This is a genomic window from Pseudomonas phytophila, from assembly GCF_025643095.1.
Lineage (GTDB): Bacteria > Pseudomonadota > Gammaproteobacteria > Pseudomonadales > Pseudomonadaceae > Aquipseudomonas > Aquipseudomonas quasicaspiana.
On record NZ_CP081201.1, the window covers coordinates 3,247,398 to 3,259,056 of the forward strand.

The 11,659-nt window shown below is 59.0% G+C and carries 10 protein-coding genes and 2 riboswitches; of the genes, 5 read left to right on the forward strand and 5 right to left on the reverse strand.

Annotation, left to right across the window (positions count from 1 at the left end; genetic code table 11):
• Positions 1 to 32 precede the first annotated feature (32 nt).
• The 3 genes from K3169_RS14760 to K3169_RS14770 form a co-directional block, all read right to left on the reverse strand.
• Positions 33 to 449, reverse strand: a complete 417-nt coding sequence (locus tag K3169_RS14760) for a cobalamin biosynthesis protein (RefSeq protein WP_263272294.1) — start codon at positions 447 to 449, stop codon at positions 33 to 35.
• A 206-nt stretch (positions 450 to 655) separates the two neighbouring features.
• Positions 656 to 1,363, reverse strand: coding sequence for a CbtA family protein (locus K3169_RS14765; protein ID WP_263272159.1), 708 nt, complete (start codon positions 1,361 to 1,363; stop codon positions 656 to 658).
• A 9-nt stretch (positions 1,364 to 1,372) separates the two neighbouring features.
• On the reverse strand, positions 1,373 to 1,558 hold the full coding sequence (locus tag K3169_RS14770) for a CbtB domain-containing protein (RefSeq protein ID WP_122805329.1): 186 nt from the start codon (positions 1,556 to 1,558) through the stop codon (positions 1,373 to 1,375).
• A 96-nt stretch (positions 1,559 to 1,654) separates the two neighbouring features.
• A riboswitch (cobalamin riboswitch) is annotated at positions 1,655 to 1,879 on the reverse strand.
• Between the two features lie 57 nt (positions 1,880 to 1,936).
• A riboswitch (cobalamin riboswitch) is annotated at positions 1,937 to 2,176 on the forward strand.
• Between the two features lie 124 nt (positions 2,177 to 2,300).
• Here K3169_RS14770 and cobW point away from each other — a divergent pair.
• From cobW to K3169_RS14790, 4 genes are read left to right on the forward strand one after another with little or no spacing between them, the layout of a single operon-like run.
• The gene (cobW, locus tag K3169_RS14775) at positions 2,301 to 3,365 is read left to right on the forward strand and encodes a cobalamin biosynthesis protein CobW (RefSeq protein ID WP_263272161.1); all 1,065 of its coding nucleotides are present in this window, start codon (positions 2,301 to 2,303) and stop codon (positions 3,363 to 3,365) included.
• Positions 3,366 to 3,368: 3 nt separating this feature from the next.
• A complete protein-coding gene (gene cobN, locus K3169_RS14780; RefSeq protein ID WP_263272162.1) occupies positions 3,369 to 7,130 on the forward strand; it encodes a cobaltochelatase subunit CobN in 3,762 nt (1,253 codons plus the stop codon).
• Between the two features lie 20 nt (positions 7,131 to 7,150).
• Positions 7,151 to 8,185 (forward strand): ATP-binding protein, encoded by a 1,035-nt coding sequence (locus K3169_RS14785; protein ID WP_411567049.1) that lies wholly within the window; start codon positions 7,151 to 7,153, stop codon positions 8,183 to 8,185.
• Between the two features lie 26 nt (positions 8,186 to 8,211).
• Positions 8,212 to 8,850 (forward strand): vWA domain-containing protein, encoded by a 639-nt coding sequence (locus K3169_RS14790; RefSeq protein WP_263272165.1) that lies wholly within the window; start codon positions 8,212 to 8,214, stop codon positions 8,848 to 8,850.
• A 229-nt stretch (positions 8,851 to 9,079) separates the two neighbouring features.
• On the opposite strand, the gene K3169_RS14795 is transcribed toward K3169_RS14790, so the two are convergent.
• The gene (locus tag K3169_RS14795) at positions 9,080 to 9,346 is read right to left on the reverse strand and encodes a hypothetical protein (protein WP_027901210.1); all 267 of its coding nucleotides are present in this window, start codon (positions 9,344 to 9,346) and stop codon (positions 9,080 to 9,082) included.
• 378 nt (positions 9,347 to 9,724) lie between these two features.
• Between K3169_RS14795 and K3169_RS14800 the strand changes: the two genes are divergently transcribed.
• On the forward strand, positions 9,725 to 11,053 hold the full coding sequence (locus K3169_RS14800; protein ID WP_263272167.1) for a sigma-54 dependent transcriptional regulator: 1,329 nt from the start codon (positions 9,725 to 9,727) through the stop codon (positions 11,051 to 11,053).
• Positions 11,054 to 11,066: 13 nt separating this feature from the next.
• Here the strand turns inward: K3169_RS14800 and K3169_RS14805 are convergent, their stop codons facing one another.
• A complete protein-coding gene (locus K3169_RS14805) occupies positions 11,067 to 11,594 on the reverse strand; it encodes an AAA family ATPase (protein WP_263272168.1) in 528 nt (175 codons plus the stop codon).
• Between the last annotated feature and the right edge of the window lie 65 nt (positions 11,595 to 11,659).

The following is an 11,659-nucleotide window of genomic DNA, read 5'->3' on the forward strand; positions in this document are numbered from 1 at the left end:
CTCCAGATGTGTAGGGGCAAAAATCGCGATTATCAGCGAATTGGCCGGGCAATGGCCAAGGCAAAGGTGACTTGAGAAGATTTCTGGCGGGGGATCAGCAGCTCGGCCGTCCCTGATTGGCTTGCCAGCGCCAGCGCTGAGCTTTCTGCGATGCCATAGCAGCCGGTGTGATCATAGGCGATTTGGGAGCGATGGCTAAGCTGCGGTTCGTAAGCGGCCAATTGTTCGGCGTTGAAGAAACTCAACGGCAAATCAAGCTGATTCGCGAGCTCCAGCAGTCCTGGCTCTCGGCTTTTCAAATCTATGGAAGCGAGGGCGCTGATGTCTTTAAGGCGCAGATTATGACTTTCAAGGCTGCGCTCGATCAGTTCCAGCAGTGCGCCCGCAGAGCAGTCGCGCTGGCAACCGAGGCCGACCACCAGGGTCGGACGCTTGTTATCAAGCAAAATATTACTCACTGAATTGAAATGCTTTTCTGCAGGCGGTCGCCCGGTGGCTCTGATACAGCGCTGCCGAGCAGCAAACGGGTGATCCTGGAGCCAACTTGTTGGCGAGACGTCGGACCTGCATCGTCAGAAATTCCGCTTCGCCAACAAGTTAGCTCCTACCGGTCCAATGTTTGCTGCGCGACAGCGTATGTCAAAGTTGCTCAAGGTCACGCTTGGTCCTGCTCAGGATTGTTACGACGGAACAGCCATGTGCTGATCAGCCCCATGGCGATCCAGAACACTGCGTTGGTCAGCAGCGAAGCCATCACGAATTGCGACTCCAGCGCCTCAGGTGCCAGGCTCTCGTGGGTTTCAGGCTGCGGTGCACCAATAAGATGAGGCACTACCAGAATCGCCACCCCCAAGGCTTTCAATAACCAGTTCTGGGCAAACACGATCAGCGCGAGCGCGACAGCCGTCGAGGCCGCGGTGCCAATCCACCAGATTTGTCGCTGATTGAGGTCCGCTGCAGCGGTGCCCGGCAGCTCGGGCGGCAGGCCCAAAGTTGGCGCCAGAGTAAACACCGCAAAGCCGGCCAGCCCCCAGAACAGGCCTTGCGAAGTCTTGCCAGGCGCTCGCAACGTGTACAACGCGGCCAGCATTAGTGCGAAACCGACGGCGACCACCAGATTGCCCCCGGTGGTCGACACGATGCGCTGCCAGCCGTCTTCCGGCGACCAGGCTTCATCATCATGCACGTGACCAGCGGGTGCGGCTTCGCCATGTGAATGCTCATGAACCTGCTCGGCAGGCGTGTTCTCGTAGGTTTCGGCTTGCAGGATCAACGGAGTGATCCAGAAACTTTGCAGCAGGGTCAACAGCAGGGCGGCGAGCAGGCCGGTGAACCCGGCCGTTTGAGCGATTCGCTTGAACATGGTCAGGTCTCAATGGCAAGGGAAGGCGGCGCTGTGCCGGGTGTCGTGAGCGGCATTGTGGACCGCTTCGATATGCGAGAACCCGGCAAAATAGACCAGGCAGGCGCCAAGAATGGCTGCGCTGATGGCGGCGGTCAGACGTTGGCTCTGGGTAGTTGCAGTGTTGGCGGAATGGCTGGTTGTACTGATCGACATGGCGCTTCCCTCTTGATGTCGGCAAGCAGGCATGCGCAGCACTATCCCACTGACGAATATCAGGGGAGTGCAACTGCGCCCGCCCACCGCGGGTTCGTTATTTGTTTCATGTCGGGCCGGTCTCCGGGCTTGCGAGGGGTTGAGCGCTGAATGGCGCCGACCTGCAAGAATCGCCTTCCCATGCCGTGATGCGCACAGTGGATCTGATTCTTCGCTCGCTTACCGTTGCGGGGGCAGCGCCGGACTTGCACAGACCAGAGGTCTGAACTCACCGGTTTCCCGTTTCACCCCGTGAGGGGCACCCGTAACAAGGCATGTAGGAGAGCATGCGCCTGCGTGGAACGTCAATCAGTTGATTGACCTGCCCGCAGTCACTGCGTAGCCTTGCGGGTTCGAGGTTCTCCAGTCTATCTGCGGGTCAGACGATTTGGAGCTAAGACGGGAACGCGGTAATGCCGCGGCTGCCCCCGCAACTGTAAGCGGTGCTGATTTATCGCACGGTCATTGCACTCTCTGTACAGCCACTGCCCGTCAAGGGCGGGAAGGCGCAATGACTGCCCTGGAAGCTTTCCATGGGTACCGCAAGCCAGGAGACCTGCCTCGATTCGGGCCTTGAGCCCGACGAATTCTCACTACAACCGGGCGGGGTGATCCGGTGGCGAATCGTATCTCTGTGGCTACACATCTGTGGCTACACAGGGTTTTCGTCCCGCTTGCCCGCCGTATTGCCAAAGGGCATCCGATGAAAACACTGGCCAAACTTCCCGTCACTATCGTTACCGGCTTCCTCGGTTCGGGCAAAACCACCTTGCTGCGCCATATGCTGGATAACGCGGAAGGTCGACGCATTGCGGTTATCGTCAATGAGTTCGGCGAGCTGGGCATCGACGGCGAAATCCTCAAACAATGCACCATTGGCTGCACTGAAGAAGAGGCGGTTGGCCGCGTTTATGAGCTGGCCAACGGCTGTCTTTGTTGCACCGTGCAGGAAGAGTTCTTCCCGGTCATGCGTGAACTGGTTGCGCGTCGTGGCGATCTGGATCACATCCTCATCGAAACTTCCGGTCTGGCCCTGCCAAAGCCACTGGTACAAGCCTTCCAGTGGCCGGAAATTCGCAATGCATGCACCGTCGATGCGGTAATTACTGTTGTCGACAGTCCGGCAGTACTTGCAGGTACGTTTGCTGCATTCCCTGATCAGGTCGACGCTCAGCGCAAGCTCGATCCGAACCTGGATCATGAGTCGCCATTGCATGAGCTGTTCGCCGATCAACTGGCCAGCGCCGATCTGGTCATCCTCAACAAGTCCGACATGATGGACGCGGCCGGTCTGGCTGCGGTGCGCGCTGAAGTCTCCGAAGAGCTGCCGCCTGCGGTCAAGGTCATCGAAGCCAGCAGCGGTCGTCTGCCGATCAATGTCTTGCTGGGGTTGGGGGCTGAATCCGAGCAGCATATCGATGGCCGCAAGACCCATCATGATCACCACGAAGGCGATGATCATGATGACCACGACCATGACGCGTTCGACTCCATTTCGATCAAGCTGCCTCAATCCGAAGAAACCCTGCTGCTTGCCGCGCTGACCCAACTGGTCGTGCAGCACGGCATCTTGCGGGTCAAGGGTTTCGCGGCCATTGCCGGCAAACCGATGCGCTTGCTGATTCAGGGTGTAGGCACGCGTTTCGACAAACACTTCGACCGCGCCTGGAGTGCTGATGAAGAGCGTGCCACTCACCTGGTGCTGATCGGTCAGAAGCTTGATGCTGCGGCACTTGAATCCCAACTGCGCGCTGCGCTAGCGGACTGACCCATGCACCTGTTGAGAACCCAGCCCGGTGGTTTTGTACCGGACGACAGCATTGCCGACCTCGGACAAACCCCCGCTGAGCTGGTGATTCTCTGCAGTGGCGATTCCAGCCTGGCATTGCTCGCCGAAGCGGCGCAGCAACTGCCGGACGATTACCCGAGCTTGCGTCTGGCTAACCCGATGCAGGTTCAGAACCATGCTTCCGTCGACCTCTATTTCGATGAAGTGCTGCGCCACGCCAAGGTCATTCTGATTTCTCTGCACGGCGGGATCGGCTATTGGCGCTACGGTGCTGAGAGACTCATGGAGCTCGCAGCCCGCGGCGTGCAGGTGATCATGGTGCCGGGCTGTGATCGCCATGACCCCGAACTGACTGAGCGCAGCACCGCACCCGCTGAGGATTGCCACCGGTTATGGCAGTTTCTGCGTCAGGGTGGCATGCACAACGCGCTGGAGTTCTACCGTTGCATCGCGAATCGCCTGCTGGATCGGGATTACGCCTGGTCCGAGCCCAAAGCATTGCCGCGTACTGCGGTTTACCACCCAAAAGGCGTCAGCGCCGATCCTGAAATATGGTTCGCTGACTGGGTGCCGGATCAGCCAGTCGCAGCGCTGCTGTTCTATCGCTCACACCTGCAGGCTGCCAATACCGCGTTCATCGATGTGTTTTGCGCCCGCTTGCAGACCCAAGGCTTGAATCCTTTGCCCATCGCAGTGGCCAGCCTGAAGGAAGCAGGCTGCATGACGGTGGTTGAAGACTGGCTGGACGAGTTCGGGGTTGAGCTGATCCTCAACACCACCGGCTTTGCTCAGTCCAGCCCGGAAACGCCTCATTTGCGGCCATTCCGACGTAACGTCCCCGTGATTCAGGCGATTTGCGCTCAGGATAACGAACCTGGCTGGCGGGCCAGCGAGCAAGGTCTGGGTGCCCGGGATCTGGCGATGCACATCGCGTTGCCCGAACTGGACGGGCGAATCATCAGTCGGCCGATCAGCTTCAAGGATCTGGCCTGGCACAGTGAGCGCAGTCAGTCGGATGTGGTCTGCTATCGCCCGCAACCCGAGCGCATGGACTTTGTTGCCGAACTGGCGCGTCGCTGGATATTGCTCGGGCGCTTGCCTAATGCTGACAAGCGCGTTGCGTTGATTCTCGCCAATTACCCCACGCGCGACGGACGCATCGGCAATGGTGTCGGCCTCGATACGCCAGCGGCGGCGCTGAATATCCTGCGAGCCATGCAGGGCGAGGGTTATCCGGTTGCCGAATTGCCGGACACCGGTACTGAGTTGATCCACCAGTTGCTCGGTGGCGTCACCAATGATCTGGACAGCATCGACCTTCGTCCCTGCCACCAAAGCATGGCGCTCGACGAGTACACCGCTGCGTTTGAGCAACTGCCTCTGGCCAACCGTGAAGCGGTGATTGCACGCTGGGGCGCGCCGGATAAAGACCCGATGTTCCGCAGTGGGCGGGTGATGATTGCCGGGATCAGGTTTGGCCTGACCTTCGTCGGCATTCAGCCGGCACGGGGTTATCAGGTGGACGCCAGTGCGGTTTATCACGACCCGGATCTGGTCCCGCCCCATGGTTATCTGGCGTTCTATTTCTGGCTGCGCAAAGCCTATGGCGCCCATGCCGTGGTGCATGTGGGCAAACACGGCAATCTGGAATGGCTGCCGGGCAAGGGCGTCGGTCTGTCGGAGACCTGCTGGCCGGATGCGATTCTCGGCGCGATGCCTAATATCTACCCGTTCATCGTCAACGATCCGGGCGAGGGTGCCCAGGCCAAACGCCGTACCCAAGCCGTGATCATCGATCACCTGATGCCGCCGCTGACCCGTGCTGAAACCTATGGGCCGTTGCGTAACCTGGAGTTGCTGGCGGATGAGTATTACGAAGCGCAGTTGCTGGATCCCCGTCGCGCGTTGGAGCTGCAACGGGACATCCTCAAGCTGGTCCGCGAAACTCAAATCGATCGTGAGCTGGCGCTGGGTGATGCCTTAAAGGATGACGATGCGGCGACATGGTTGCCACGGCTGGACACCTATCTGTGTGATTTGAAGGAATCGCAGATTCGCGACGGTCTGCATATCTTCGGTGAATCTCCCGTCGGCCGTCTGCGCATCGATACTTTGCTGGCGTTGTTGCGCATCCCGCGGGGTGACGGTCGCGGTGCGCAGTCGAGTCTGCTGCGTGCCTTGAGCAAAGCCTTCGAGCTGGGTTTTGATCCCCTGGATTGCGAACTTGCCGAACCCTGGCTGTCTGCTAGACCTGAAGCGCTGCTCGCTGTCAGCACTGATCCATGGCGCACGGCGGGTGATACCCGTGAGCGTCTTGAGCTGTACGCCGCGGGGTTGATCGAACAGGCTGTCAGTAATACTGAATTCAGTATTCCCTTTGAAAACAAAGACCTATTGGAAATTGTTAATAATCTTAAAGAGGTTGTGGCGCCGCGACTCGACGCCTGCGGTCCGGGAGAAATCCAGGGCTTACTGGACGCCTTAAGCGGACGTTTCGTGCCTGCGGGCCCAAGCGGCGCGCCGAGTCGCGGGCGTATAGACGTGCTGCCCACCGGGCGAAACTTCTTCTCGGTCGATGTGCGAAATCTGCCTACCACCACAGCGTGGCGTATTGGATTTCAGTCAGCAAACCTGTTGCTGGAGAGGCACTTACAAGACAATGGTGATCATTTACGTCAGCTTGGTCTGTCGGTATGGGGCACCGCAACCATGCGTACTGGCGGCGACGATATTGCCCAGGCCATGGCGTTGATGGGTGTCAGGCCGGTCTGGGCGACGGGCAGTCAGCGCGTTGATGACTTCGAAATTCTGCCGTTGAGCTTGCTGGATCGGCCGCGGGTTGACGTGACGCTGCGAGTCTCCGGTTTTTTCCGCGATGCTTTCGCCAATCTGATCCGGCTGTTCGACGCTGCGGTACAAGCCGTGGCGGCACTGGACGAGCCCGACGATATGAATCCGTTGGCCGCCAAAGTTCGCGAAGAGCGTGCCGCCTTGTTGAGCACTGGCGTCACCGATGATGACGCTGCGCGTCAGGCAGGCTGGCGTATCTTCGGTGCCAAGCCTGGGGCTTACGGTGCGGGTGTGCAGGGCGCGATCGACGGTCGCCTCTGGCAGAGTCGGGATGATCTGGCCGAGGTTTATCTGAATTGGGGCGGTTACGCCTATGGTGCCGCCGATGAGGGCACGCCTGCGCGGGAGCGCTTTGCAAAACGCTTGTCGCAAGTTCAGGCGGTAGTGCAGAACCAGGACAACCGCGAGCACGACCTGCTCGACTCGAACGACTACTACCAGTTTCAAGGTGGCATGCTTGCAGCCGCCGAGAGCCTCAGCGGCCAGAAGACTGCCAGCTATCATGGCGATCATAGCCAGCCAGACTTGCCGAAGATCCGGACGCTGAAGGAAGAGCTGAACCGGGTCATACGCTCCCGTGCGGCTAATCCGAAATGGATCGACGGCGTCAAACGCCATGGTTACAAAGGGGCCTTCGAGATGGCCGCCACCGTGGACTTCCTGTTCGCGTTCGACGCCACCACCGAACTGATTGACGATCACCAATACGCACTGTTGGCCGATGCCTATTTGCTGGACGCGTCGACCCGGGAATTCATTCAGCAGCACAACCCTGACGCCTTGCGGGACATGACCGAACGCATGCTTGAAGCGCAACAGCGCGGCTTATGGCAGGAACCGGGTAATTACCGTGACGCGCTGGAAAGCCTGTTGCTGGACATAGAAGAGAGCTGATGACGTTGCCTGACGAGACTTTGAGCGATACCCCGCATTTTCCGCTGGCCGCCGTTGTAGGGGCTGACGAACTGAAATTGGCGCTGTGCCTGACCGCCATCGACCCGAAAATCGGCGGTGTGCTGATCGAGGGGCCGCGTGGCATGGCGAAATCGACACTGGCGCGTGGTCTGGCCGATTTGCTGGCCAGTGGTCAGTTCGTCACCTTGCCCCTTGGTGCCACTGAAGAGCGGCTGGTGGGCACGCTGGATCTTGACGCCGCGTTGGGCGCAGGCCGAGCCGAGTTTTCACCTGGCGTGCTGGCCAAGGCCGACGGCGGCGTGCTGTATGTCGATGAAGTGAATCTGCTGGCGGATCACCTGGTTGACCTGCTGCTGGACGTTGCGGCCAGTGGCGTCAATCAGGTAGAGCGTGACGGTATTTCCCATCGCCACCCAGCGCGATTCGTGTTGATTGGCACCATGAACCCGGAGGAAGGCGAACTGCGTCCTCAACTGCTGGATCGCTTTGGCCTGAACGTGGCATTGAGCGGGCAGACCTTGCCGACCGAGCGCGGGCAAATCATCCGCCGCCGTCTGGACTTCGACAGCGACCCGCAGGCTTTTTGTGCGCATTGGAGCGAGCAACAACAGGCGCTAAAGCTGCGCTGCGAACAGGCACGCAAGGTTCTGGGCAACATCGAGCTGGATGATCAGTCACTCACGGTCATCACCGAGCGCTGTTTTGCGGCGGGTGTCGATGGCATGCGCGCTGATCTGGTCTGGCTGCGCGCCGCCCGCGCCCATGCGGCATGGCGCGGTGTGTCAGCGATTGAAAAGCAGGACATTGACGCCGTGGCGGAGTTTGCCTTGCGTCACCGTCGCCGTAATACCTCTCAAGAACAGCCGCCTCCCCAAGATCAGCAGCCGCAACAACCTGCATCGCAGCAAAATCCGTCAACTCCCGAACCACAGTCCGCGCCGGATCAAGGGCAGGGCAGTTGGGGCGAATTGCCTGCGCAGGCCATGCCGACAGGCGCTCGTCGTGAAGTGCCGAGCTGGCCAAAAAAGCCCTAGGCATCCGTCCTCGCACTGTTCCGGGGATGGATGCCAAGCCCCGGCGCGGTAAAGCTCCCGGTGGTCGAACTGGCGCGTTGCGCAGCGGTGCCAACGGAGCCATTGCCTGGTTGCCGACGCTGTTACGCGGGCGGCCCAAGGTTCGCGCCGATCTGATCCGTCAACCCAGAAGTCAGCAGCCCGGTGAATTGTGGTTGGTGATCGTCGACGCCTCGGCCTCGACCAAGCGCCATCAGGCCTTGGGCCGGGCTAAAGGGTTGTTGGCTCAACTGTTCGACGACGCTTACCGTCGTCGTGTACGTCTGGCGTTGCTGACGGCGAACGGCAACACGCCGCGCTGGCAACATCAGGGCCTCAAGGCATCCCGTGCATTACAGCCCTGGCTGGACGAACTGGGGGCGGGTGGTGGCACGCCATTAATCGATGCGTTTGATCAGGCACGCCAGTGGCTGGATAGACGCAAGAAGCAGCATCCTGCCGAGAAGCAGCACCTTCTGGTCATGACGGACGGACGGGTCAAGGATTCAGGCGGGTTACCGCCATTCAACTGCCCTGGCCTGCTGATCGATATCGAAAGCGGACCGATCCGCCTGGGAAGGGCACAGCATATGGCGCTGAGCCTGGGGATTGAGTATCAGCACATTGATGAGCTGAAGGCTCGTTAGGCAGGCAGACCTGCCGAACAGCTGGAATGCGGCCTGTGTAACTTGCTCCGTGCCCTGAAGCAGCGCCGTCGCAAAGCAAACATTGGACCTGTAGGAGCGACCGGGGGTGGCGTTCCACCTTGCCCGCGATTCGGTCTGTCAGTCGATGAATTTATCGTTTGTGCTGACGCGATCGCGGGCAAGCGCGCTCCTACAGAAAAGCATTTCGAATAAGGTGACTGCGTTGACTTCAGGCAGGCATGGTCCACGGCTCAAGGCGGTGGCCTTCGTTGCTGATTTCAGCACGGGCCAGTTCGAGTTCGTTGGCCAGGCGCTTGGCATCGGAGTAAGTGCTGCGCGCGATCTGGCGGCGGCCAATACGATTGCTGGTACGGTCGATGACCGTCAGGCTCAGCTCGCCGTTACCGTCTTGCGGTGCCCAGGCGACGCATTGGAAAGGTTCAAAAGCGTGTCCAGCGATCAAGAGTGCATCGTTGAAGCGCAGTGGGGCGTTCATGGTTATTTCCTCAAGTGCCCATATCAAAATTGTGCGCTGTCGGTTGGGCTTACCGTTCAGCGGGTTACTTGTGTTGATGACACTCGATAGCTGTCAAGTCACACAGGTCGCCGATTATTTTCAGATTTTTTTGAATGCCCCCTGTGTTCACCGTGCGCAAAGCTGAAGTTCGACGAATATTCCAGCACAGCCGCACGGTCCGGAAATATCCACTCTGCGGACCATCAACGGCTAATTACCTTTCGATCTGGCCCCTATAGTCAATCGGTCCAAGCGACTGTCAAAAATTTGCTAACGTTCAAATCAATATCCTCAACTGACTGTTTATAAAATGATTTTATAAACGTGATTGTCACACCGCAGCGCCAAGGAATCCCCATGCATGAATCGGCACCACCACTGCGACGTTTGTTAATTGTTGATCCTTGTGATGATTGTCATCAGCTCATTCCCGTTCTGCGCGCCGCTGGCTGGGATGTCGACAGCAGTACCGTTGAAGCCGCGGTCAGTCGCAGTTGCGATGTGGGTTTGATTCGCCTGATGCCTTATCACTTTGAGCACCCGGAAGTGGTCAAGGAGCTGATCACGCGCAGCCACACCGAATGGATCGCCGTATTGACCCCGGATGACCTGCGCCGGGAGAAGATCGGCGATTTTGTCTGCGAATGGTTTTTTGACTTCCATACCTTGCCGTTCGATGTTGCACGTATGCAGGTCACGCTGGGGCGCGCCTATGGCATGGCGCGCTTGCGGGCTCAAGGGGCGGTTTATGTATCAGGGCCCGATCATGAGATGCTCGGCGAAAGTCGCCCCATCCGTGAGTTACGCAGGCTGCTGAGTAAACTGGCGCCTACCGAATCGCCAGTGCTGATACGTGGCGAGCCCGGTACTGGCAAGGAGCTGGTGGCGCGCACTCTGCATACCCAGTCCCATCGGCGCAGCAAGCCATTCATTGCGATCAACTGCGCGACGACGCCCGAGCACCTGCTTCAGGGCGAATTATTCGGCTACGAGAAAGGCGCGTTCGAAGGGGCCAATGAACTGAAAATTGGCTGCATTGAGGCGGCCGATGGCGGCACGTTGTTTCTCGATGAAATCGGGGACTTGCCGATGGAGCTGCAGGCCAGTCTGCTGCGCTTTCTTCAGGACAAACAGGTTGAGCGCGTCGGAGGCAGAGAAGCCATCGTTGTCGATGTCAGGGTGCTGGCCGCCACCCACGTTGATCTCGAGTCCGCCATTCGCAAAAAACGCTTCCGCGAAGACCTGTATTACCGCCTGAATGTGCTTCAGGTTGGCACGGCACCGTTACGCGAGCGACACGGTGATCTGGCATTGCTGGCCAATCATTTTGCGCATTTTTACAGTCAGGAAACCGGTCGGCGCGTGCGTAACTTCAGTCAGGATGCATTGGTTGCAATGGGCAAGCATGACTGGCCGGGTAATGTCCGGGAGCTGGCCAACCGGGTTCGCCGTGGACTGGTGCTCGCTGAAGGGCGACAGATTGAGGCCGCTGATCTGGGGTTGCTCGGTGACGACGACGTCATCAGTACGATGGGTACCCTGGATGATTACAAATCCCGGGCAGAGCGGCAGGCGTTGTGTGATGTATTGACCCGCCATAGCGACAATTTGAGCGTTGCTGCCAAGGTGTTGGGGATTTCTCGGCCGACATTCTATCGATTGCTGCACAAGCACCAGATTCGTTGAGCTGCCGCGCACCTCAGACGTGTTTGAGCAGTTGTTCAACTGCCGTGAAGGCTCGCTCACGACGTTGCGTCCAGTCACCGCCGATCACCTGAAAGGGTTGGTGATGCGTCTCAAGCCAGTGCCGGGTATCGCGGAAGAATGCCTGTCGTGAACTCAGCTCGGGTTGGCAGCGCTGACCATCGCCGATCCAGTCAACGCCGTCAGGATCGAGCAACAAATGCAGATCGTACTGACGAGCCAGCAGTGCAGGCTCGATCCACGCCGGACAATCCCCGAATAGTGTCTGACTCCACAGAATATTGCTCAGCAGATGGGTATCAAGAATCAGCAACCCGGGTTGAGAGGCACGAGCGGCATCTTCGCTGTCCACTTGGCCTTGAGCGATTGCGGGAATATCTGCGTAGGTGGTGTCCCGCTGGTTCTGTTCGATGAAAAGCCGTACATATTCCCCTACCAGAAGCCCGCCGAAGCAGCGCTGTATTTCGCCTGCCAGCCAGCTTTTGCCGCTGGACTCAGGACCTGTCAGCACAACAACTTTCATCAAGCCGCTACCTTTTCCGGAGCTAAAATGGCACCCGTTGCCGGTGCGATTGTTCTGAGTGCGGG